Source organism: Paranoxybacillus vitaminiphilus (assembly GCF_003259935.1).
GTDB lineage: Bacteria > Bacillota > Bacilli > Bacillales > Anoxybacillaceae > Paranoxybacillus > Paranoxybacillus vitaminiphilus.
Window position 1 is genome coordinate 24343 of record NZ_QLMH01000015.1, and the last position, 22904, is coordinate 47246.

Consider the following 22904-nt stretch of genomic DNA (forward strand, 5'->3'; position numbering starts at 1 on the left):
GGACTTATTACTCACGTCTTTCTTCCCGTTTCGGTTTTACATCTTGCGGAACTTGCTCCGGTGTAACGTGTAAATATTTGACATCAAAGGTCCCCTTATATCCAAACAATGGTCCCCACGTCTCATTCTTCACATTTACCTCAATACAAAATTTCCCTTTTTTGTCATCGTACCATTCACATACATCTGCAATCCCCGAAAAAAACAAAGGAAAACGAAAGCCAATCATCCCTTCATAAAAACGCTGTTCGCCGGAGCGCAGGCGCAATCCTCCGCGCTCATCTACATGCAAATCAATGTCTACGGCAAGATGCTGATGCGTACCCAGATAATCAACGATCCGGTTCCGCTCTTCACTATAAATCATCGTTGCATCAAAACGATGGAGATGTTCATTAAAATAAAACTTGCGCACCCAAGTAACGGTCTCACGGCCGTAGCGATCCTGATAGGCATAGTTCTCAATAGTAAATGGAATGTTTTCTCCTTTTCGCGGAAACATAATATTTCTCCATGTACCGATATATAAAAACGGCAACGTATAAAACCGGCCGTACCAAACCTTTTCCATGATTCCTTTCCCAATAGAAGCACGATGGTCTTGACTGTTGAAACCGAATCGCTCTTGAATTTTGGGATGCAGCTTCCAAAATTCTGATCCCAGCGCTTTTTGATAGATCGATTCCATCTCCAAATCTCCTTTTTCGCTGTTTTTCTATATATTTAATGAACCTCTACCACCTACACTCCGCTTAGAGGTGGGAGACTTCTCGGTGGACATGTTAAATAAAGCTCCTCTACCAAACTACTTGATTCCCCATTTACAATTGGAGGCGCTTGCTGTGTCTCGTAAGGTAATTAAACCGATGAAAGAAAGAATAATCACTGATACATTTAACGTAACAGGGTTAAAGGGTTCACGGAAAACAGTCGGATCTGAGGCAAAAGCTCCTAACGTTAAAAAGAGAATGATGCCTATGTTCCAATAATAAATCCATTTCGTTCGTCGAAATAAGAAAAGAAAAATGCCAAACAAAATTTCACTAAAACCGATAAAAGAAAGAAGGAAGGATTCATAACCCGCAAACAGCTGCAGATCTTTTATCATTTCCAGTTCACCACTATCAGGAAATAACAATTTTGGCACCAGTCCTTGATAGATCCAGATCAAAACCAAAGTGAAAACGACAAGAAGGTGAATCAGGCTGCGCTGAACCGAATAGAGTGGATGAATCTTTTTTTCGATCCACAAACGGAGGCAGTCAAAGCTCCAGGCGGTAGCCCAAGCCATGATCGGACGGAACATCCATCGGTCAAACACCTTGCCCATAAAGCCAAATCTTGTTTCATAATGGTATATCGTGTAAAATCGAATTCCCTCTTTGTGAGGCGTATATTTCCAATACCCACTTCCTTTTTTAATTAAAGATATAGGTTGGTCAGACCAAAATTTTAAAGAAGAGGTCCGTTCTCCGTTATGTATTCTTGTTCCAACCGCCTCCCCTTCTCCTGAAATGGAAAGGCCAAATCCAATCTTAGTAGTATAAAGAAAGCGTTGTGCTTCACTTTCATGTTTTTTGGGCAAATACTTTATTGTTGAAAACCGCAAGTCCCATTGTTCATGCAGTTCAGGGTTTTGCGTATATTCCCATAACGTTTCCATATCTGTCTTCACGATCGTCTCTACGTAAATAGAACTTGATTTTCCCATATAAATCTCATCCTCTCCCATAGAATCCGCGTAAAATAAACTCACGCTCCGATACTTGAAACCGTTCAAACAAATCTAAAAAAGCTCCTATTTATCATTAAGGAAACACACGCCCTATCTAGCATAAGGATTATGGCAACAACCGGGTACACAATCATTGTTGCGATTGAAAGCGGTGAACAATCACTTTCTTCCCTCCATTTTTCACTATATTTATCTTTATCCTAACTAAATACAGACTCCATAATATTCCAATATTTTACAAACTTCTCCTTCCGTAAGCTCCGCCATATAAGGGCAATTTCGGCTATGCTCATCCGTTTTGCCGACATAAGATCGCGCTCCGTTTAACTCTCCTTTGTAAACCTTTCTCCAAGCCTTCCTTTCAACCTTCTTCTCGAACATCTTCAGCCCTTCTTCTACCACGGCCATTCAGCGGATCCCTTCATTTCCCGACTGTATTTCTTCCATTTTACCATAAATTGTGACAAATCAATCGCATGGAATTCCATGTGCGGACTCCAGATAAAATTCCCACAAATGAAGCACGGTGTGAAAGCGGCCGGTTTCGTGAGGAAATAACGGATAATTGCGGCTCAGAATCCATAATCGTTGGAGGAATAAAAATTTTTTAATGATCAATTTTTAAATTGATACAGCACTAGTGATATTTCCTGCAAAATAAATATGTTAAAATGAGAGAAAATACCTCTTTATGGAAAGGGATGAACAATTTGGCGAATACACATACATTTACGAAAATAGAGGAAGCAGTTAACTGCATCACTCACGGGATTGGAGCATTGCTAAGCATAGCGGGACTTGTGATTTTAGTTGTGATGGCATCGATTTATGGAAATGAATGGCATGTTGTAAGTTTTAGTTTGTTTGGCAGTACAATGCTTATGCTATATTTAGCCTCTACGATCGTTCACGGTCTGCCAGAAGGAAGAGTAAAACAACTGTTCCAGATTTTCGATCATTCCTCCATTTATTTTTTCATCGCTGGGACATATACTCCTTTTCTTTTTTTAGCGGTAAAAGGAGCAATAGGTTGGACATTATTTGGAGTAGTTTGGGGCTTGGCTGTGGCAGGTACTGTTTTTAAATGTTTTTTTGTCAACCGATTTTTATATACTTCAACAACTTTATATGTCGTTATGGGCTGGCTCATTGTTTTTGCATGGAAGCCACTAGCAGCTAGTCTTACCTCTGAAGGAATGATGTTCCTTGTATTAGGAGGAATATTATATACAGTCGGGGCTGTATTTTATGTATGGCGGGGATTTAAATTTCACCATGCCATCTGGCATCTTTTTGTATTAGCAGGATCCATCGCCCATTTCTTCGCCGTCTTGTTTTTACTTCCGGTTTTTTGATGGATTTACATTTTTATAAATCGTTCTAAAAAGAGAGCCGAACCGCATTTAGGATATCAGGTGGCTCTCTGTTTCAACAATCTTCCGACGTGCTTTGGAATCGTGAACCATTATTCTGCACCATTCTTTCCAAAGCCCTCGCCGAATTTCAGTGAATGCAATTGCCCGTTAGAAGCCCAATTTTCTCTGTCATATTCATCAAAAAGAACTGTTACCCACTCTTCTTTCACATTTAAAATTCTAGCAGCTTCTTTTGTGATAGTTTCAACAAATTGTTGTTTCTGCTCCATCGTTCTCCCTTTAGCCATTTTTACAGTAATGATAGGCATTGACCATCATCCATCCTCTCACGTAATTAGCGAAATCTTTTCCAATCACCTTGACGAACAGTGATAGACAGCTAGCGCCATGACTGACATCGCAGTACAATTCTCTTTTTCTTTATATCTCAACTTTCGACAAAATTCAGATGGTGCAACAGTCACCCTATACTGCTGAAATTCATTGACAGGCATGATATCAATGAATATGGGCGACGCTATGAATCGCTTTTTCCAACTCGTTAGTGGAGAAATGCCCTTCTCGTTGATATTCCTCAGAAAGTCCAAATATCATTGCCAATAAAATACGATCAACAAACATAATATCGGCATTTTTACATAACTGTTTGGCGCTTTGCGTAAAAAAGTTAGAAGTTATAAAATAAGCAAAAATAGGGGTATATGCTTTTATTTCCGTTGTAATCCCTTTATACGGTTCATCCACTACAGCAAAACTTCTGCTTCTCAACAAATAAATAGAGCCGGCTAATTCCCTAACTTCCTTTGCTTCCACTTTCCCATGTTCATAATGCTTCGCTTGACCAATTACAAAGATTTTACTAACTGCATTCCCTCGATAAAGAAGCTTTCTTTCCTTTTCCTCACGTATAATACCAACAAAGTCTATCCCTTGATCATGGGTACGCTTTGTGCTATGAAAAGGCGAGCAACCTATATACTTTAATACAAGTGCACACAGCCGCTCGAAATCAACTGCTGACATAGAGCAAATATAAATTAAAGCTTTACGAATATTTTCAAGCTCCCTCTCGACAAACTGAATATTAAATGTATCAGGATCGATATTATATAAATCTTTCTGAAAAAGTTCCTCAACATCTTTTTCATAATTTATTAATTCTTCTGCAAAATCTTGAATGATATCCAGTCGATCGGTAAAGTCAGGAAATTTCGATGCGATAAAGGAAAATAAATTATCAAATTGATCATAATGTCTAATGAGTTGTTCTAACCATGATTTAAAAACTTCTTCCTTCAAGCCTCTATGCAAACTAATCCCTCTTTTCAACCTGAAGAAGTGTTTTCATTCCAGTAGTCAGAACGTCGATTTTCTCAATTATCTCAATTACTTCTTGTTTTGTTTCATTATCCATTTGTATTAAAGAACTCATCGTAATTTTCTCTAAGCTTGATTTAATCGACTTTAAATTTTTCTTGAATCCTTCCTTAGTATAATAATTACTTTGTTCGACTGCCTCTGCAAGACTTCTCTTCTCTTCCATAATGGCAAGTGCTTGTTCATCATGAATGATTTTATTTAAATCTCTAATGTCATCTCGTTTCGGAATAATCGGCGGCCGTTCTGTTTCCCCATCATCCATTGGTGACAACCATGAAAATAAGCGGTTTAAATTTTTTTTATTTTTAAAATCATTGAGTTCTTGATCCCAACCAAGCCAATCCCGCAAATCTTTCCTTCCCATAATTTCATAAAAAATGCCTGACATCTCTTCATTAAAGTAGTAACCAAATTCTTCATCATTTTTATACTTCTCCATGATGATATAAGCATTTAAACGTCTTTTTACTTCAGCCGGCTTTATACCAAGCCGTTCTGCTATTTCTTTTATACTCATTCCATATTTTCTATATAAATCCGTCACTAACTCTGATTGTTCGTATTCACTCCACTTTTTCACGCCACTAACATGCCGCAATCCCATTAACAGCAGTAACTCTTCTTCACTAGCTTCATACAAAACCACCTCTAAAGAGGAAAAAATCGATTCATTTAAATTACCTATAGAGAATCCTTCTTCCCAATCCTTTTTTAAAGCCTTTAAAGTAGCAACACGTCGATTCCCTTCAATTACAACAAAGTAATTTGTATCCATATACTTTTTTACTAAAATATTATCAATTTTTAAGTAACCATTCGCTTTAAAGCTTTCTAACAAATCACGAATTTCTAAACGATTTTCTCCCTCTATCATCGATTGAGTACGTTTTTGCACTAATGGATTACTAAAATTATTTTCTTCAACATAGCGATAACGCGGATGTCCATGCAACCGATAATTATTTGGATCCAATAGCAGTTGGTCTAAACTTACTTGTAATGCGTTCAAATCAAACACCTCAACATTACCAAATTTCATCAATACGATAAATTCGATAAAAATAATAAAATATCCTTCACTAGTATAGCAATTTGGTCGGTATTTATATACATATCATATACCCGTGGTGCTAGATAAAGATCGTTGGAACATAAAAAATAGCGCTCAAGATGCGCTAGGCACGGCTCCTAATATGAATCCTTTAGCACATTTATTAATTATGCGTCTGGCAGAGTTTCTTATCCCGTTACAACTAATCCTGCCGTTACCAAAGAATGGAGTAGAAAGCATAAAAACAGATCTTTCATTACTTAGTATCATTCAAAAAATCCTTTTCTCCTCCATTCCACTGACTCTTTTCTAGTTTAAAAATATATAATAAGCAAAAAAAATCCTGCCGAACCTTGTCGTAAAGTTAAAAAAAGACAGAAACTCAACCGCTTCTGTCTTAACGAATTTACGCAAACATTTCTATAAACCGCTGCGCTGCCTTGGAAAGGTGACGTTCTTTCAGCCAAACAAGCGCTATTTCCGATTGCAAGGAGGCATCAGTAATAGACAATACGGTTAATTCTCTTTCCACTAGAGGGGATATTACCGTTTTCGGCAAAATGCTCGCTCCTATGCCAGAGGAGATCAGCGAGAGGACGATATTAACATCTTGACATTCACAAACAACGTTAGGATGAATATTAAAACGGCTGCATTCCTCTATAATCTGCTCATACACCCCTTCTCCCTTCTCGCGGCGAATCAGAAGAAGCGGAATGCCATCCAACTCTTTCATCGTGACCGCTTTTCTCTTATCCAACTGTTGCCAGTCTTTCGGAGCGACAAATACAAACGGCTCCGTTCCTAACCGAACGACCGAAAGCCCCTTCTGATCGACGGGAAGGCTGACAATCGCCACTTCTATGTCCCGATGTTCCAAGCGTTCACGAATGCTGGATGGATCTCCTCCCCAAAGCCGCAATGTAACATGAGGGTATTGTTTGTGAAAACGTTGCAGCTTCTCCGGCAAATAAGATACACACAACAGCGCCACACCAAGCGACAGCACCCCCCGTACCCCTTCACCTGTTTCCTTTACTTCAATCATCGACTCTTCAAACACCCTCAATATATACTCTGCTTTTTCATACAATACTTTCCCCGCTTCCGTCAGTTCCATTTTCTTTCCGTTTCTCTTTCTCTCAAGCAGTGTTACGCCAAGCTCCTCTTCCATGAGACGAAGCTGTTGGCTCAACGGCGGCTGCGCCATGTTTAATTTCTTCGCCGCCCTTGAAATTTGTCCTTCCTTGGCAATCGCGAGGAAATACCGTAATTGTCGTATGTCCATCGCCATCCCTCCAAATATACAAAAAAAATATATATAACTTATTTTATAGATATTTTACATATGATTATAAGCGTGATATCCTAGAAAAGCAACAAAGCAAGACGACAGACAGAACGGAGGAGATATATGAAACAAGAGCGATTATGGACGAAGAACTTTGTTAGTGTTGCCGCCGCGAATTTCTTTACATTTATTACGTTTTATTATTTGCTTGTGACGCTGCCGATGTACGCTATGGAACATTTACACAGCAGCCCATCGTCCATCGGTTTGATCACGGCCGTTTTTTTAATTGCCGCTATCATTACACGTCCATTCGCCGGAAAATGGATGGAAAAGGCCGGAAAGTATGTCGTGTTTCTCAGTGCGTTAGCCATTTTGGGAGCGGCATCCTTTTTTTATTTTCTGCCGCATTCGCTGCCGGCGCTTCTTTTGCTTCGCCTTTTGCACGGCATCGGCTTTGGCATGGCCACCACCGCTAACGGGGCTATCGTTGCCGATTTAATCCCCGACTCAAGGAAAGGAGAAGGGATGGGCTACTACGGCTTAACGCAAAACCTTGCCATGGTCGCCGGTCCGTTTTTAGGCTTAACCGCGATGCAGCAAGGAGCGACAACAATGTTTGCCGCCAATGCTCTATTCGCTCTCCTGTCATTGGCAGCAGGATTATTCGTCCGTCTGCCGGAAAACCGTGCCGCCCGTCACGTAAAACTGCCAACAAACAAGATCCGGCTGTTGGAGACTTCCGCGATTCCCGTTTCGCTCGTATCTGCCTTTTTCGGTTTAATGTATTCTGCAATCATTTCATTTGTTTCGATTTACGCCAAAGAAGCCGGATTCGCCGAGGCGGCAAACTATTTCTTTATCGTCTACGCGGGCGTCCTTCTTCTTTCAAGACCATTTACCGGGAAGTGGTTTGATTTATACGGAGCAAATGTCATCGTTTACCCGGCGATTGTCTGCTTTGCTGTTGGCACGTACCTGCTAAGCATTTCGGAAACGGCGCTGCTATTCCTTGTCTCCGCCGCCCTGATCGGTCTTGGCTGGGGCACGGTATTTCCGAGCCTGCAAACGATCGCCATTCAAGTAGCCCATCCGCAAAACAGAGGACTCGCCACGGCAACATTCCTCTCCATCTTCGACTTCGGCTTCGCCATCGGTTCATTTCTCTTCGGTCTTGCCGCGGCGAAAATCAGCTATAGCTCTCTATACTTTTACAGCACCTTTTTCATCATCGCCGGCATCGGACTTTATTACTTGCTGCACGGGCACAGCGGTGCGGAAAACAGCAACCCGCCGGTCAAATATCGGAAACAAACGAAAGTTCAATAAAGTACAACTTCATCAGTGGGGATTTTCTTCATCCCCCACTGATGTTAGTTGAACTTATCGCACTTCTAGCGTCCGTTATCTCCCACCTGTAGAGGTGGAAGTCTTACGGACGATTAGAACGGGATAAAATATAAAAGAGGGTATCCCAAAAGCGACCGTGGCGGGACACCCCATATCCATCAAAGTGAAGCCCCGGAGCAGAGTGTTTCGAGGCTTCAATTTTCCTTTCTCACGATGAGTTCGGTGAAAGTATCTAAAAGAATAATATTTCTGTTAGAAAAGAGGCTGCCCCAAAAGCCAAGTGTCAGGCCCCACAACACAATATATAGATAGGTAAGGTATAGGACATCACATTGGATAAATAAGCTATATATTGTGAAATACGCGTGAGGTCAGACACTTATGGAACAACCTCTTCTATGTTATATTGTAACCGTTGATTGATTGTTTTCCTTCTTTTCACTTTTTTTGCGGAAATAGGTGGCTGCAATCGGTCCAGAGATGTTATGCCAAACGCTGAAAATTGCGCTTGGAACAGCGGCAAGCGGTGAAAAATGAGCGGTCGCCAGCGCAGCTCCAAGTCCGGAATTTTGCATGCCGACCTCAATCGAAATCGCTTTTTGTTTCGGCTCCGACATTTTAAGTAACTTCGCAAACCAATAGCCAAGCAATAATCCAAGCACATTATGAACAACGACGATAAGGAAAATAATAAGCCCGCTTTTCGCGATAGCCTGCTGATTTTGACCGACGACAGCAGCCACGATTGCCACGATAGCGAGAACGGAAACGAGCGGAAGAATTTGAATGGCTGCTTTTACTTGTTTTTGAAACAACATTTGTACGATTAGTCCGAGGATAATAGGAATAAGTACAACTTTGACGATTGACCAAAACAGAGCGCCGGCGGAAACGGACAGCCATTTCCCCGCAAGCAACAAAATCAGGGACGGTGTTAAAATTGGGGCAAGTAAGGTTGACACGGACGTAACAGCGACCGAAAGCGCCGTATCGCCTTTTGCTAAGTATGTCATGACATTGGAAGCCGTACCACCAGGACAGCAGCCAACAAGAATGATGCCGAGCGCTACTTCAGGCGAAACGGGCAATAAGGTAGCTAGCAAAAAGGCCAAAAGCGGCATAATAAGAAATTGGGCGATTACCCCAATCAGTACCTCTTTCGGACGTGCGAATACTTCCTTAAAATCGTTGGCCGATAATGTCAATCCCATCCCAAACATGACGACACCAAGCAGCGGCACGATATAAGGAGTGATCCATGTAAATGCTTTTGGCTCAAAAAAAGCAAGAGCCGCGAATATTAATACCCAAATGGCAAATGTATTGCCGACAAAGTTGCTTAGTTTTACAAGAGTCCCCATTTTTCCTTCTCCTTCCAATTTATGAATATAACAGCTATTATACATTTAATATTCAAAAAAGTTCAACTGTAAAAATATTGGATTACCAAGGACTCTCCTATTTTTCTTCAACATATACTCCAGGGTATCACAGGCACCTTTATTAAGCATTAAAAGAGAGCCTGGACTCTCTTTTTCTTTTACTCAGTCAACCTTCCATTTATTTCACGGTGTCGCAGATGCTGCTCATCCTAGCGGTCGAGAGCAGAACGTCGATCTTTCGGAAGCCAGTATGTTAGTATGCCGAATAATGGAAGAAAGCTGCACATGATCATGAGCGATTTCAACGTATATGTATCGGCGATTTTTCCGAGCACGACCGACCCAAGCGCTCCCATGCCAAACGCCAGACCAACGATTAATCCGGAGGCCATGCCGACATTTTCTGGAAGCAGCTCTTGTGCATACACGACAAATGTTGAAAAACTTAACGATAAAATAAACCCGGCTAAAAATACGACAGGCAGCACCCATCCAAGCGGAAGATACGGAAGGCTAAGTGCAAACGGGGCGGTGCCGAGTGTGGAAAACAGCATTAAATTCCGCTTTCCAAACCGGTCGGCAAGCGGACCGCCGACGAATGTCCCAATTGCTCCCGCGATCATAAAGACAAATAAGTATAGTTGCGCTTCCCGTATGGAAACGTCATAGTGTTCGATCAAATAAAATTGATAATAATTCGAGATGCCGGCTGAATACCATGAGCGCGCAAATACTAAAAAGATTAATAGAGATAAAGCAGAAATAATATGATTTCTCTCCTTTTGAGCGACTTTCGACACACTTCCTTGTTTGCGGGCGTGTCCCTTCTGTTCCAGTTTACGGGAATACCACTGTGACACGCGAAATAATACGATGATTCCAATCATTGCCACAATCGTGAACCAACCGGCTCCTTTTTGTCCGAACGGAACAAAAACAAGCGCTGTAAACAGCGGAGCGAGGGCATTTCCAGTATTTCCGCCGACTTGGTAAATCGATTGAGCAAATCCCCGTTTCGCTCCCGCTGCGAAATAGACGACGCGCGCCCCTTCTGGATGAAAAACTGCCGAACCAAGACCGACTAATAATACCGACAATAAGACAAAAAGAAAATTAGGGGCAAACGCCAAACCGGCCATCCCCAGCAGGCTCGCTGCCATTCCGAGCGGCAGGAAGTACGGAGAAGGATGCCGATCCGTAAATAAACCGACGATCGGCTGCAAAATGGAAGATGTCATATTTAACGTAAAGGCGATCCAGCCAATTTGCGTATACGATAAATCCATTGATGCTTCCAAAATCGGAAACAACGCGGGAATAACCGCCTGCATGGCGTCATTCAGCAAATGACCGACACTAATAGCAATCAAAATCGGATAGACCGTCGTATGTGCACGGGCGCCCTGTTCAACGTTTGTGTGCATAGTTTTCCTCTCCCAAGAATGAATTAATAGTTACATTATAATCCTTTTTTTGAATGTTTCAATTTTTTAGCTTTTCCCGAAGCCATTTTTTCTTACATGAATACTTGTCAATTGCTTAATTCCATACAAATAATTTGGTAGAAGTACATCTTTGTTAGAACGCTCCCCTTCTAGTATATAATACAAATCCTCTTCATTCTCATGAGAGTAGGAGGCTGTATGCCGGCATGAAGAAAGAGAGCTGACTGTCATTACAGTGCAACTCTCCTTCGCTTCAATACGATCAACCTTGGTTAAGCCAACCGTGCCCATTTTCTTGATCCTCCTCAACGATCAAGTAACTGTTTTGTTTCTTTTGACAATGGTTCTGTCTCTATGCTGCTTTTTGGGTCTTTTGTTTCTAAGAGATGTAACTTGCCATTTTGCATTTTTGCAACAAATAAAATTGGGGATTCTTCCTGTGAGCGTTGACCGATTTGCGATGCTAAAGGAACCTCAATATATTTTCGAATCGTACGTTTTAAAAACCTTGCTCCATATCGTTTGTCAAATCCTTCTTCAATTAAATATTTTCGGGCAGTTTGCTCAAGTTGAAGTTGACAGTTATATTTTTTAATTCTATGGTTAAGAGCTTGAATATTCGTATCAAGAATATGCTCCAACACATCTTGTTTTAGCCATTGAAAGACAAAGATATCATCGAATCGATTGATAAATTCAGGACTAAAGCGTTTTTCCAGCTGTGAAAGAACAACAGAATGAAGGAAATCTTCTTCGCTCTTTCGCCAATTGGACGGTTGTAAAAACCATAACAATTTACGAAACGTATATTTGAAGCCCCCATCAGCATAGCTCATGATTTCTTTTGATCCAATATTGCTAGTCATGAAAATCATGGTGTTGCGAAAGTTAATCACTTTCTCCCCTGAAGTCATTACAAGAAGACCATTGTCCATTACATTTAGAAGTGAATAAATAACTTGATCGTTTGCTTTCTCCAATTCATCAAAAAGGACAATACCAGGTTTACTATAGGATCCTTCAATTTTTTCCTTTTCGAATAGAGAGTTTCCTTCTTTACTTCCTACGTACCCTGGAGGCGCTCCAGTTAAGGCAGCGGTATAATGTTCCTGTGCCAATGTGTTCATATCAATTCGGCAGTAAGCTTCTCGATTTCCATGAATCGCTTCACTAAGGGCACGAACGATTTCCGTTTTTCCAACGCCTGTCGGCCCTAAAAATAAGGCAACATACAAAGGACGGTCAGTTTCTGTAATATCCGCCCAAATAATATTTAACATTTCTTCTAACCGCCTAAGAACATCATCTTGCCCCCAAATTTTCGAACGAATATGCTTAATCACTTGATTGACATCAAAACGAAAACGGGTCACTAGACGAGTTCCTTGAAGAATATTTTGCTGCTGATGTTCGTTCAAATCTTTTAATTTCGTCGTAATGAATGACATCTGCTCATCACCTAGATACAAAGGAGGACTGACCTATAAATATGTGAAATCATGCATATTTTAGAATATATTATGCTGCACAATCTGATACATTGATTTTAGGTCAGCCTTAATCCTTATATTTTTATATTTCTATTTACTTTCCAGCTGCTTTTTCTATTTCTTCATGAGGAATTCCTGCAATTGGACATTCAGCAGTACCTACTGTAGAACGAGTAATTTTTTCTACATTTTCGCGAGCTTTCTCTGCATCAAGTACCCACGTACGATAAAAATCAAACGGGCACTCAGCAACTCCACGATCACCATCTCCAGATTTAATCAAGCCGGTATATCCACGATGAAGTAATTTAAATAAGTGGTTTTGTGACTGTGAATTCTTGCGAAAATCGGGAATTTGTACAAGGAATGAAGGAGAAATATGGGCCAGATACAGTTGTTTCTTCAGTTATGTCCAGTACATATACTGGAATTCAGATGATATTGAATGCGGTGAATGCTCTACAATCTACTGAAAGAAAGCAAATATTAAAATATTTATATAAAAAAACGTTCTCATCACCGAGCGGACAGATTAGGATTGAATCTAACCATCATTTGTCTCGTGAAATAAGAATTGGAAAAGCCAATTTGGACGGGCAATTTAAGATTGTTTGGAGTTCGGAACAGCCAATTCCCGCCAAACCGCTTTTGACCAATACGGTCTTCGATTCCATAGATGAAAAATCTATATGGGAATCTTTAGTTGAGGAAATCGGTAAAGAAACATCTGATGGAATTGTAGTTGTTGATCAAAACAGAATGATTGTATATGTTAATTCAGCTGCTTATACTCTACTTCGCGCTAAACAAGGCGATTTTCTCAAGGAAGTCCATTTACAGGAGCTTGATTCTACTTATCAAGTGATTCAAAGAAATATTGGGAAAGCCAATGAATTCTCGCTCTTCTTGCTAAAGAAAGCAAAACAGCCGTCTATTCTAATTAAAAAACCATCTACACAGGAGTATAAGTTTGGTCACACTAGCTGTGTATAAACTCCCTTTAATTTTTTTTATAGTTTGCTTTTTTCAGCTCCATTTTTGGTAAAAGGGTTATTAACAACAAGACCGAAGTCATAATGAAAGTGAAGAATAAACGCCCCAAACCATTTGTTACTGTACCCATCTGCTTCACCAGCTGTGTCCCAATGAATGGCCACTTCATCAAGTAAATAGAGGATGACAATCAAACTTAACAAATAACTAAAAATCGTCAACATGACCAAGAATCGATTCGTTTTTGTTTTCATCATTCATTCCTATCCTTTTCAAGCTCACCCAAAGAAAACGTTTTCTTTAGAAAAGCAGATAATAATCTTTTAATCTGTTCCAAACGATGTACATTCCTAATAGTAGGCGTGACAAATGCTAAACTAAAACACATTTTCCAAATGTTCATATATGTGTAAAACTTTTCTCACAAAAGCATCATCTCTATTTCATAATTTGTTTATATAGTGGAAAGCGAATACATAATGAAAGGAGATAGAGATGATGAATTTTCCAACTGTAGAGTTTCCTTGGTTCGGCAATGGAAACATTGTAGCAATAATTGCGATTATCCACGTGTTGATTAGCCATGGAGTCGCTATTGGTGCTACAGCGCTTGTTGTGTCAAGCGAGTATTACGCAATCGTGACGAAAAATGAAAAACTTGATCAACTCGCTAAACAGTTAACAAAATGGATTTTAATTATTACTACAACTGTTGGAGCGATGACAGGCGTAGGAATTTGGTTTTCAACAACCGTCATTCAACCTGATTCTATTGGCTCGTTGTTACGAATTTTCTTTTGGGCATGGGTCGCTGAATGGGTTGTGTTTGTATTAGAAGTTGTTTTCTTACTCATTTATTACTACACATGGGAAACATGGAAAGAAGGAAAAGCAAAAAGAAAACATCTCAATGTCGGTATTATGCTTGCCGTATTTTCATGGCTGACGATGTCCATTATTACAGGAATTTTAGCAGCAAAGCTAACACCTGGTCGTTGGGTTGAAACTCTCTCATTTTGGAACGCATTTTTCAATCCAACCTATTTACCTTCACTAGGGTTTCGTACGTTTTTATCCATTATGCTGGCAATTGCTTTATTTACAATTTTTGTACGTTTATTCGTAAAAGACGAAGAAGTGCGTATGCCATTGCTTCGCATCTTCTCTATTTGGGGAGCGATTTCACTTCCGGCCACTGTTGTGCTTGGGATTTGGTATTTGCAGTCGATTCCTGATCAAGCTGCGAAGCTAATTGTATGGTCAACAGGTTTACCGGAAAAGACGTTTGATGTATTAAATATGATCGCTTTTGCTCTAATCATTGTATTTCTCTTCTGGCTGGCCATCCGTCCTAAAAAACTCCCAATCTTTTTATCGCTTGCTGTTTTCATGTCAGCGATTGGATTTATTGGAGAGTTCGAGGTCGTGCGTGAGTCCATTCGCAAACCGTATATAATTTACAACTATATGTATGTCAATGGAATTACAGCAGTCAAAGCGGAGGAAATGAACCGGGATGGCTACTTAGCACATTCCACCGTCGCAAAAATCAAAAAGGTGACAGAAAAAAATAAAGTGGAAGCAGGGCGTGAAATTTATCAAGGTCAATGCCTAGCCTGTCATACTATCGATGGCTGGCGTTCCAAACGTGCCCTCGCCAACCGTTTAAAAGGGTGGCCACAACAAAGTATTGAGTCATTCATTCCAACCATGCATCAAGTACGACCGATGATGCCTCCATTTGTTGGAACAAAAGAAGAAGTGGAAGCGCTCGCAGCTTACTTATATAAAGTCGCCAATGAAGAGAAATAAAAAAGAAAGCGGGGATGAATAAAATGGGTGTTTTACAACTATCGATTCCACCTGATTTCCCTTTACCAATTCCGGGTAACTTAACGTTACTACAGTTTTTAATTGTCTTAACATTTGTACTCCATATTATATTTGTAAACTTTACACTATCGTTTGCCACTGGTGCAGTTATATTAGAAGCGTCTGCGATGAAAACGCATTCCCGTCGTTTGGATGACATGGCTCGGATTTGTTCTCTTCATGCATCCATTCACAAAAGTATCGCTGTTGTGTTAGGCGTTGCTCCATTACTGATCATTAGCGTCATTTATACACAATACTTTTATACGTCGACTTTACTAATCGGCAAAGCGTGGCTCAGCTTAATTATTCTTTTAATTACCGCATTTCTGCTTTTGTATGTATATAAATTTTCATGGGAAAAATGGGAAAATAAAAAAGGATTACATTTTCTCGTTGGATTTGCTGCTATGCTTATTTTACTCTTTGTTCCACTTATTTTTATTGTGAATGTCGTGTCGATGTTATACCCAGAAAAATGGTCAGGAGCAAACGGATTTTTCCATAGCCTTTTACATTATCCACAAATTTGGCAAAGATACGCTCACTTTATTTTAGCAAGTTTAGCAACTGGCGGCTTTTACATGTACTTATATTTCTCAGTAAAACAAAGAAAACAAACTCTTTCTGATGTTGAACAATCTTTAAAATTAGGAGGTGTTAAAGTAGCATTTTGGATTACTCTTTTGCAACTCGTCTTTGGCTCATTACTTCTTATATCGTTTGACCGAAACATTATGCTTCTTTTTATGGGCGATGATGCGTTGCTTACAGCGCTGTTGCTTCTATCGGTTTTCTTAACTATTTTGCTGTGCGCTTTGTTATATGTCGTAAGCAAAAACGATCGTCCGTCTATGTTTTATGCATCGCTTCTATGCTTTGTTCTCATTGTCGGAGTCATGGGATGGATGCGTCACGAAGTTCGTGAATCATACTTGAAGCCATATATAAATGAGTATCCAAGAACAATCGAGATGAAAAAAGAAAACATAAAACCTGTTAATAAACAATAACGATAGATATAAGGAAGGAAAATGAAATATTTTTTAACTTTATACTCTTCTCAAAAGAAAAAAAGCCGCTCCCCGCGGCTTCTGTACATGAACATATTATATTTTCTAATGGGAAACAGCAGTTACTTGCTCTAATTTTTTTGTGGAATCTGTCATGTTATCCAACAAATGCCGCAGTTGCTTCAACGATCCCATCACATCTTCCACCATGGCCAGCAGTTGCTCACTGTTAGCGGCATTAGATTGAATATTCCTATGCATCTGTTCAAATACGCCAATGACTCCTTGGCCGTTTTGGAACATAGTTTCAACGAAATCTCCCAACTGGACAATTTTTCGTGACGACTCCCTGGTAGCATCAATCAAATGATGAAAAGAATCTTTAGCTTGCTGAATTCCCTGCTTGCTGCTTTCAATGACTGACAGCTGATTGTCATTTCCTTCTTTCGTACTGGCAATTTCCTGCTTAATATCCAGTAAGATCTGGGCAATTTTTTCTGTTGCCCTGCTGCTTTCCTCCGCCAGTTTCCGTACTTCGTCAGCCACTACGGCAAATCCTTTTCCTTGTTCTCCGGCTCGAGCTGCTTCAATGGCTGCGTTCAATGCCAGCAAGTTCGTCTGTCCTGCAATGCCCTGAATGAGCGCAATAATTCCTCCAATTTCCTCCGAACTTTTGGCCAGCTTTTCGATTCGTTTGCCGCTTTCCCCTACTTCTTTGTAGATATTTTCGATCACTTTCGTCATATGCTCCAATCCCCGAATACTGCTTTCCGCCAGACCCGCGGCTCTGTTTGAGAAGTCTTCAAGCTCGGATGCCATGCAGGAAACATCAGACAAAGTACGGGACATCGTCTCTACGATTTCCCCGGCTTCATGTAACTGTTCTGCTTGCTGTTGGTTGTTTCGTGCAGTATCTGTCACTGCTTTGGAAACCTGTTCTAATGTTTCCAGCGTCGTATTCATTTCCGAACTGTATTCCTTCTGCGCCTTCGTTACAGCAACTAAATTGCTCTGGATGACTGACAACATTTGCTGATACTTTTGCACCACTTCTGTAATGGCTTCTTGAATCTCTCTTAATTCTTCTGCTTTTACCTGCTCCCATTTTACTGCCTGCCCGTGCCCCACTTCCCGCAAGACTTTCGAAAAAACTTTCAACGGTCTCAGCACCGACCGGATCACACTAAACAGAACCAAAAGAAACAACAAGGAAAAGATAAAAATCGACAGCATCATTTTATACCCTACCTCATTAATCAACTGCTGGAACTCCTGTAATACTTGTTTGGTGGATACGGCATGTTGGAAATAAGGGGCAGCATCTAACAAAGTATACAACACATAGCGCACATTTCCATCTGCTCTTACCGGAACATATGCCTCCACATGATTGTCTTTCAGGAAAACTTGTGCTTTTCCGGAAGAAAAGACTGACTGTACATTTTCGTTTTTCATTTCATTTCCTTTTTCCCACAGCGGTGTTTGTCCTTTTTGCAATATTTCCATCAACACCACTTGTTCTTGATCAAACAAGTAAACTGCTTTCACTTCTTCTTTTTCCTCGATGTACCGGCTGAGAGAAGATTCAAAACTGCTTACATCTAACGCCGATTCCACAATTCCCTTCCCATCAGCGCGGGGAATCGCCATAAACTTGAAAATCTCCCCGGTTTCTGCCTTTATCTTCAGGGGCGAAGGCAATATTTGCGCTTCACCTGTCAACAACATGCGGTATCCGTCCCAAATATCAAACAGATTAGTCCCAAGTGCCGCCTTTTCTGTAGATACGACAAAAATTCCTTCTCGGTTTGTCAGATAAAAATCGGTCATCCCCGTCTGAACAGCCAGACGCTCCAAATCTTCGTTATTTAACGTTCTCCCCCGATCCAGCTCCTGCAATAAATAGGCAGCATTCAGCATATTTTTCTCCATCGACTGTTCCAATTCAACTAGATTTCTGGAAATTTGATTCGCAAACGCCTCTACTTCTCCCTGTACTTTTTCTTCTGTTCCCTTCCATACAACATCCACCATTTCATTTCCTTTTTTATCCAAATCATTTTTTTCCATCCATAATAACAAAAAAGTGCTGGACAACAACAGAAAAACAAAACCTGCCACTAAAACAAAGAGTTTGGCTTTTATGGTCATGCCGTCATCCCTCTCCCCTATTGAATAGATAAATATGTAAAACCGCAGTGGTAGTTGTTATTGTCTTTTTTAGAAATTCAACATTTCCCCGTCTATATTTCTAAACTGCGGCAAATCAATCGCACGGAAACTTAAGATGTGGGCTCCAGATGAAGTGTTTTTACCTTTTGGCAAATGAAACATGGCGTAGAAGCAGTTGATTTCATAAAGAAATAACAGATCGTTGTGGAAATAGTTAAGGAAAATGATGGATACACTTTTATTAAAGCGGAAGAAAAAAGAGAAATCAAGATTATAAACAGAATTTTCTGATAAAAATAAAAAGAGAGCCATTTGGCTCTCTTTTTCTGCTATTCTAACAATTTTCGACCTGCTTCGAGGCGTGCCGGACACCGATTAGTGCGCCGCATGGCCAGAAGTCAATACCCAAACCGATCCGGCAACAATGACGATTGCTACAAAAGCGGAGTACGCCATATTAATGATGTTCGTTTTCCCATCTTCTCCCTCTGTCACATGCATAAACATAAAAAGTTGGAGACCAGCCTGCAAAACGGCTAAAGAACCAATAATCCACATAACAATGGTAAACGATAGTTGTGCTTCTAGTGCCACAAATACTGCGGCAAACGTCAACAAAAGCGAAAGGAAAAAGCCGATGATATGGCTAATTGGATATTTGCTGTTTGTCTTATATTCCACTTACCCCACCATCCCTTTTAAATACACAAATGTAAAGATAAAAATCCAAACAACATCAAGAAAATGCCAATATAAACTAATAATAAACGTTTTTCTCGCTGTGACGGGGGTTAATCCTCTCTGAATTAACTGGATAATAATCATCACCGCCCAGATAATTCCGAACGTCACATGCGCTCCATGTGTACCAAGCAGGACGAAAAAGCTGGACAAGAATGCACTTGTCTGCATCGTCGCTCCTTCATGGACATAATGAATAAATTCATTAATCTCCACGAACAAAAATCCGATTCCAAGCAGCAAAGTCACAATCAACCATGTAAGCAAACCTTTTAAACGATGCCGGCGCATCTCAAAAACGGCTAACCCGCACGTAAAGCTGCTCGTTAATAACAATAACGTTTCAATCATCACGTCTTTCAGCTTAAAAATATCATTTGGGGTCGGACCATTGGCATAACGCTCACCTAAAACGCCGTATACCGCAAACAGCGTCGCAAACAATACGATTTCTGCACCTAAAAAAATCCAAAAACCAAGGATATTTAACCGGCTTTGCTCCGTTTGATATTCAAGCGGCAATGAAGTATTGACGTTAGCCGACATGATGTTTCACCCCACCTTCAACCTTTCTCCATTTGCTTTCGATGTTTTTAATCTCTTCAACAGGAACATGATAGCCATCGTCGTAATCAAATGACCGAATGATCAGCCCGATGACAATACCAATCGCTGCAACAGCTGCTGCCATATGCCATTCAAACACGAGGAAAAACCCTGTAATTCCAAACACAACAGCCATATAAAACGGCAGGCCGGAATTGCTTGGCATATGGATCTCTTGAATCTCTTCTTCTTTTAAAACCAAACCGCTGTTTCGCTTTTTCATATGCCAAAATGCATCGATTTCTTTCACTTCAGGCAATACAGCGAAGTTATAAAATTGGACAGGAGACGCTGTTGCCCACTCAAGTGTTCTCGCATCCCACGGATCGCTCGACACATTGCGCTTTGCATAACGGAAACTCCAGTAAATGTTATAACAAAATACCGCAAAACCGAGCGCCAAAATAATGGATCCGATTGCTGAAACAAGGAACAACGGCGCAAAGCCTGACTCAGCCGAATACGTATAAGCGCGGCGAACCGCACCTTGTAAGCCAAGGAAGAACATTGGCATAAAAGTAATATTAAAGCCGATGACAAATAACCAGAAATGGTATTTACCTAACTTTTCGTTAAGCATAAAGCCGAACATTTTTGGCCACCAGTAATATAGCCCGGCAAATACCGCAAAGACGACACCAGGAATTAATACATAATGGAAATGGGCAACCAAGAACAATGTGTTGTGGTATTGATAGTCAGCGGCAGCCATCCCCAGCATGACTCCTGTGACACCGCCAATGACGAAGTTAGGAATAAAGCCAAGTGCCCACAACATCGCTGTCGTAAACTTAATTCTTCCTTTTCGCATCGTAAACAACCAGTTAAAAATTTTCACACCTGTCGGTACCGCAATTAACATCGTCGTAATGGAAAATACGGAGTTCACAGCTGGACCCGCATCCATTGTAAAGAAATGGTGAACCCAAACTAACAAACTTAACAAGGCAATCCCAACAATAGAAACCACCATTGATTTATAGCCAAACAACGATTTCCGTGAAAACGTAGCGATAACCTCTGAAAAAATCCCGAACGCAGGAAGAATAACAATATACACTTCCGGATGTCCCCACAGCCAGAACAAATTCGCCCAAAGCATATCGCTTCCGCCGGAAGAAAGCGTAAAGAAATGCGTACCATATAACCGGTCAAATGTCATTAATGCAAGGGCGACTGTAAAAATCGGGAAAGCCGCTACAATGATAATGGACGTAATCAATGTCGTCCATGTAAACATCGGCATTTTTATTAATGTCATGCCTTTTGTCCGCATTTTTAAAATCGTAACAATAAAGTTAATTCCCGTCATTAATGTACCGAGACCTGCGATTTGAAGTGCAATCGCATAATAGTTATTCCCAACACCCGGACTGAATTCCTTCCCTGCCAACGGAAAATAAGATGTCCAGCCGGCATCCGGCGATCCACCGACAACAAACGAAATATTAAACAACATCGCTCCGCTAAAAAACAGCCAAAAGCTTAACGCGTTCAACTGCGGGAAAGCAACGTCCCGCGCGCCGATTTGCAGCGGAACAACGACGTTCATCAAACCGATAAGAAAAGGCATCGCCATGAATAAAATCATGATGACCCCATGGGTCGTAAAGATTTCATTGTAATGTTGCGCGTCTAAAAAATTCATTTCCGGTCTTGCTGTTTGCGCCTTCATTAATAATCCGTCTATACCGCCGCGGAAAAACATTAAAACGCCTGATAGAATGTACATAATCCCGATTTTTTTATGATCAACTGTTGTAAGCCATTCTCTCCAAAGCCATCCCCACTTTTTAAAGTAGGTTAATCCTCCAACAATCGCAATGACCGTCAGCACAATCGCAATTTGCGAACCAAGAATTAATGGATCTCCTGTAATGAGTATTTCATTCCACTTAATGTCCATGATGTCCACCTCCATGTGATTCGTTCTCGTTTACATCCTCATGTTCATGGTGTCCATGATTAGACTTCGGCGTATATGCATCATTTTTGTAGTTATCTTCTTCTTCAAAAATCTTTCCTTTATATCCGTGTGTTTTGTAAGCTTCCGGATTTGTATATGTCTTCGAATTTGCATCCGCGTGATTAACCCAATCTAAATGAGTGTTTGAAAACGTCAATCTGCCTAAATGCGTCGGCAGTAAAATTTCTTCGTACTTTTCTTTCGTCAGCTTAGGAGCAGTTTCTTTCACTTCACGCACCCATTTTTCAAATTCTTGCGGCGTTTGGGCTAACACTTCGAACTCCATATGTGCATATCCGCGGCCATTGAAATTCGTGTTCCGTCCTAGATAAGAACCTGGATGATCGGCCACGACGTACAGCTCTGTTTCCATTCGATTCATCGTATACTTTTGGCCTGCTAATGCAGGAATCCAAAATGATTGCATCGTACCCGCTGATGTAAGTTTGAATAGAATCGGACGATCTTCAGGAATGTTTACATAGTTGACTGTTTCAATTCCTTCCTCAGGATAGCTGAAAATCCATTTCCAATCCGCTGATGTGACATGAATCACGAGCGGCTCTTGATCTTCATATCCTTTTGGCGGCTTTTCTAAATCATATAAAGTTTTTACCGTTGGAATCGTTAACGCAATAACAATGAGAATCGGAATAGCCGTCCAGACAATTTCAAGAACAGTGCTGCCATGCTCTTCCGGCGGTTCGTAATCCATATTGTCAGGTTTTTCTCTATACTTCCAAACAATATAAGTAAACAACGCAAATACAACGACGACCACAAGAAGCATCCAAAGGAGCGACCAATTAATCAACTGCGTAATACTTCTCGCTGCCGGCCCTTGCGGCTCAAACACCACCATATTCGTCTCACAACCGCTCAATAGCGGAAAGATGATTGCCCCGAATAAAGCAAACACCTTTTTGAGCTTCATACGATTTCACCTCTTTACAAAATCTTTTGGAAACAAAATTGTGAAAAAATGCACAAAAAAACAGCCACTTATTCAGTAAAAAGCTTTTTAGTATTATCACTGTTGAA

23 protein-coding genes and 1 pseudogene are annotated in these 22904 nt (G+C 40.5%); 5 read left to right on the plus strand and 19 right to left on the minus strand.

Annotated features, from left to right (window positions below; translation table 11 throughout):
• Positions 1–7: 7 nt before the first annotated feature.
• The 4 genes and pseudogenes from B0I26_RS14045 to B0I26_RS19095 all read right to left on the minus strand — a co-directional run.
• Complete coding sequence (locus B0I26_RS14045) at positions 8–688, minus strand: DUF4166 domain-containing protein (protein WP_111646057.1); 681 nt, start codon at positions 686–688, stop codon at positions 8–10.
• 117 nt (positions 689–805) lie between these two features.
• Positions 806–1711: a DoxX-like family protein gene (locus B0I26_RS14050; RefSeq protein WP_111646058.1), complete on the minus strand. Its 906-nt coding sequence runs from the start codon at positions 1709–1711 to the stop codon at positions 806–808.
• Between the two features lie 228 nt (positions 1712–1939).
• A complete protein-coding gene (locus B0I26_RS14055) occupies positions 1940–2143 on the minus strand; it encodes a hypothetical protein (protein WP_111646059.1) in 204 nt (67 codons plus the stop codon).
• A pseudogene (locus B0I26_RS19095) lies at positions 2134–2302 on the minus strand (Rpn family recombination-promoting nuclease/putative transposase); the annotation flags it as partial. The gene B0I26_RS14055 and the pseudogene B0I26_RS19095, both read right to left, overlap by 10 nt.
• 143 nt (positions 2303–2445) lie before the next feature.
• On the opposite strand from B0I26_RS19095, the gene trhA reads away from it, so the two are divergent.
• On the plus strand, positions 2446–3090 hold the full coding sequence (trhA, locus tag B0I26_RS14065) for a PAQR family membrane homeostasis protein TrhA (RefSeq protein ID WP_181502915.1): 645 nt from the start codon (positions 2446–2448) through the stop codon (positions 3088–3090).
• 110 nt (positions 3091–3200) lie between these two features.
• On the opposite strand, the gene B0I26_RS14070 is transcribed toward trhA, so the two are convergent.
• The 4 genes from B0I26_RS14070 to B0I26_RS14085 form a co-directional block, all read right to left on the minus strand.
• Positions 3201–3419 (minus strand): tautomerase family protein, encoded by a 219-nt coding sequence (locus B0I26_RS14070; RefSeq protein WP_111646061.1) that lies wholly within the window; start codon positions 3417–3419, stop codon positions 3201–3203.
• Positions 3420–3609: 190 nt separating this feature from the next.
• On the minus strand, positions 3610–4422 hold the full coding sequence (locus tag B0I26_RS14075) for a restriction endonuclease (RefSeq protein ID WP_111646062.1): 813 nt from the start codon (positions 4420–4422) through the stop codon (positions 3610–3612).
• A gap of 1 nt (position 4423) precedes the next feature.
• Complete coding sequence (locus tag B0I26_RS14080; RefSeq protein WP_146612814.1) at positions 4424–5500, minus strand: RNA polymerase sigma factor sigma-70 region 4 domain-containing protein; 1077 nt, start codon at positions 5498–5500, stop codon at positions 4424–4426.
• A 448-nt stretch (positions 5501–5948) separates the two neighbouring features.
• On the minus strand, positions 5949–6830 hold the full coding sequence (locus B0I26_RS14085; RefSeq protein ID WP_111646064.1) for a LysR family transcriptional regulator: 882 nt from the start codon (positions 6828–6830) through the stop codon (positions 5949–5951).
• A gap of 126 nt (positions 6831–6956) precedes the next feature.
• Between B0I26_RS14085 and B0I26_RS14090 the strand changes: the two genes are divergently transcribed.
• Positions 6957–8162: an MFS transporter gene (locus B0I26_RS14090; protein WP_111646065.1), complete on the plus strand. Its 1206-nt coding sequence runs from the start codon at positions 6957–6959 to the stop codon at positions 8160–8162.
• A 422-nt stretch (positions 8163–8584) separates the two neighbouring features.
• Here the strand turns inward: B0I26_RS14090 and B0I26_RS14095 are convergent, their stop codons facing one another.
• From B0I26_RS14095 to B0I26_RS14115, 5 genes are all read right to left on the minus strand, one after another.
• Positions 8585–9544, minus strand: coding sequence for a bile acid:sodium symporter family protein (locus B0I26_RS14095; RefSeq protein ID WP_111646066.1), 960 nt, complete (start codon positions 9542–9544; stop codon positions 8585–8587).
• 230 nt (positions 9545–9774) lie between these two features.
• Positions 9775–10989 carry an MFS transporter gene (locus B0I26_RS14100; protein WP_111646067.1) on the minus strand — a complete coding sequence of 405 codons (1215 nt, stop codon included), beginning with the start codon at positions 10987–10989 and terminating at the stop codon, positions 9775–9777.
• A 66-nt stretch (positions 10990–11055) separates the two neighbouring features.
• Positions 11056–11301, minus strand: coding sequence for a hypothetical protein (locus B0I26_RS14105; RefSeq protein ID WP_111646068.1), 246 nt, complete (start codon positions 11299–11301; stop codon positions 11056–11058).
• Between the two features lie 14 nt (positions 11302–11315).
• The gene (locus B0I26_RS14110) at positions 11316–12458 is read right to left on the minus strand and encodes an AAA family ATPase (protein ID WP_111646069.1); all 1143 of its coding nucleotides are present in this window, start codon (positions 12456–12458) and stop codon (positions 11316–11318) included.
• Positions 12459–12594: 136 nt separating this feature from the next.
• The gene (locus B0I26_RS14115; RefSeq protein ID WP_458295089.1) at positions 12595–12783 is read right to left on the minus strand and encodes a hypothetical protein; all 189 of its coding nucleotides are present in this window, start codon (positions 12781–12783) and stop codon (positions 12595–12597) included.
• A 47-nt stretch (positions 12784–12830) separates the two neighbouring features.
• Between B0I26_RS14115 and B0I26_RS14120 the strand changes: the two genes are divergently transcribed.
• Positions 12831–13493, plus strand: a complete 663-nt coding sequence (locus tag B0I26_RS14120) for a transporter substrate-binding protein (protein WP_111646070.1) — start codon at positions 12831–12833, stop codon at positions 13491–13493.
• 17 nt (positions 13494–13510) lie between these two features.
• Here B0I26_RS14120 and B0I26_RS14125 read toward each other — a convergent pair whose 3' ends face one another.
• Positions 13511–13750: a DUF1648 domain-containing protein gene (locus B0I26_RS14125; RefSeq protein ID WP_111646071.1), complete on the minus strand. Its 240-nt coding sequence runs from the start codon at positions 13748–13750 to the stop codon at positions 13511–13513.
• Positions 13751–13988: 238 nt separating this feature from the next.
• Between B0I26_RS14125 and B0I26_RS14130 the strand changes: the two genes are divergently transcribed.
• Together B0I26_RS14130 and B0I26_RS14135 are read left to right on the plus strand one after the other, a co-directional pair.
• Positions 13989–15305, plus strand: coding sequence for a c-type cytochrome (locus B0I26_RS14130; RefSeq protein WP_245934805.1), 1317 nt, complete (start codon positions 13989–13991; stop codon positions 15303–15305).
• Between the two features lie 23 nt (positions 15306–15328).
• Positions 15329–16378, plus strand: a complete 1050-nt coding sequence (locus tag B0I26_RS14135) for a cytochrome ubiquinol oxidase subunit I (protein WP_111646073.1) — start codon at positions 15329–15331, stop codon at positions 16376–16378.
• A gap of 105 nt (positions 16379–16483) precedes the next feature.
• On the opposite strand, the gene B0I26_RS14140 is transcribed toward B0I26_RS14135, so the two are convergent.
• The 5 genes from B0I26_RS14140 to qoxA form a co-directional block, all read right to left on the minus strand.
• Positions 16484–18529, minus strand: a complete 2046-nt coding sequence (locus B0I26_RS14140) for a methyl-accepting chemotaxis protein (protein WP_111646074.1) — start codon at positions 18527–18529, stop codon at positions 16484–16486.
• 396 nt (positions 18530–18925) lie between these two features.
• Entirely contained in the window at positions 18926–19231 is a 306-nt protein-coding gene (gene qoxD, locus B0I26_RS14145; RefSeq protein ID WP_111646075.1) for a cytochrome aa3 quinol oxidase subunit IV, read from the minus strand.
• Positions 19232–19837 (minus strand): cytochrome aa3 quinol oxidase subunit III, encoded by a 606-nt coding sequence (gene qoxC, locus B0I26_RS14150; protein WP_111646076.1) that lies wholly within the window; start codon positions 19835–19837, stop codon positions 19232–19234. It abuts the gene before it with no gap.
• Positions 19827–21803: a cytochrome aa3 quinol oxidase subunit I gene (gene qoxB, locus B0I26_RS14155; RefSeq protein WP_111646077.1), complete on the minus strand. Its 1977-nt coding sequence runs from the start codon at positions 21801–21803 to the stop codon at positions 19827–19829. Before qoxB ends, qoxC begins: the two co-directional genes overlap by 11 nt.
• Positions 21793–22797 (minus strand): cytochrome aa3 quinol oxidase subunit II, encoded by a 1005-nt coding sequence (gene qoxA, locus B0I26_RS14160; RefSeq protein ID WP_111646078.1) that lies wholly within the window; start codon positions 22795–22797, stop codon positions 21793–21795. The genes qoxB and qoxA overlap by 11 nt, the downstream gene beginning before the upstream one ends.
• Between the last annotated feature and the right edge of the window lie 107 nt (positions 22798–22904).

Excerpts from the sequence above, each read along its gene's own strand:
- B0I26_RS14045 (WP_111646057.1), bottom strand. The coding sequence starts at position 688 with ATGGAATCGATCTATCAAAAAGCGCTGGGATCAGAATTTTGGAAGCTG.
- B0I26_RS14050 (WP_111646058.1), bottom strand. The coding sequence starts at position 1,711 with ATGGGAAAATCAAGTTCTATTTACGTAGAGACGATCGTGAAGACAGAT.
- B0I26_RS14055 (WP_111646059.1), bottom strand. The coding sequence starts at position 2,143 with ATGGCCGTGGTAGAAGAAGGGCTGAAGATGTTCGAGAAGAAGGTTGAA.
- B0I26_RS14070 (WP_111646061.1), bottom strand. The coding sequence starts at position 3,419 with ATGCCTATCATTACTGTAAAAATGGCTAAAGGGAGAACGATGGAGCAG.
- B0I26_RS14085 (WP_111646064.1), bottom strand. The coding sequence starts at position 6,830 with ATGGACATACGACAATTACGGTATTTCCTCGCGATTGCCAAGGAAGGA.
- B0I26_RS14090 (WP_111646065.1), top strand. The coding sequence starts at position 6,957 with ATGAAACAAGAGCGATTATGGACGAAGAACTTTGTTAGTGTTGCCGCC.
- B0I26_RS14095 (WP_111646066.1), bottom strand. The coding sequence starts at position 9,544 with ATGGGGACTCTTGTAAAACTAAGCAACTTTGTCGGCAATACATTTGCC.
- B0I26_RS14100 (WP_111646067.1), bottom strand. The coding sequence starts at position 10,989 with ATGCACACAAACGTTGAACAGGGCGCCCGTGCACATACGACGGTCTAT.
- B0I26_RS14105 (WP_111646068.1), bottom strand. The coding sequence starts at position 11,301 with ATGGGCACGGTTGGCTTAACCAAGGTTGATCGTATTGAAGCGAAGGAG.
- B0I26_RS14110 (WP_111646069.1), bottom strand. The coding sequence starts at position 12,458 with ATGTCATTCATTACGACGAAATTAAAAGATTTGAACGAACATCAGCAG.
- B0I26_RS14125 (WP_111646071.1), bottom strand. The coding sequence starts at position 13,750 with ATGATGAAAACAAAAACGAATCGATTCTTGGTCATGTTGACGATTTTT.
- B0I26_RS14130 (WP_245934805.1), top strand. The coding sequence starts at position 13,989 with ATGATGAATTTTCCAACTGTAGAGTTTCCTTGGTTCGGCAATGGAAAC.
- B0I26_RS14135 (WP_111646073.1), top strand. The coding sequence starts at position 15,329 with ATGGGTGTTTTACAACTATCGATTCCACCTGATTTCCCTTTACCAATT.
- B0I26_RS14140 (WP_111646074.1), bottom strand. The coding sequence starts at position 18,529 with ATGACCATAAAAGCCAAACTCTTTGTTTTAGTGGCAGGTTTTGTTTTT.
- qoxC (WP_111646076.1), bottom strand. The coding sequence starts at position 19,837 with ATGTCGGCTAACGTCAATACTTCATTGCCGCTTGAATATCAAACGGAG.
- qoxB (WP_111646077.1), bottom strand. The coding sequence starts at position 21,803 with ATGGACATTAAGTGGAATGAAATACTCATTACAGGAGATCCATTAATT.
- qoxA (WP_111646078.1), bottom strand. The coding sequence starts at position 22,797 with ATGAAGCTCAAAAAGGTGTTTGCTTTATTCGGGGCAATCATCTTTCCG.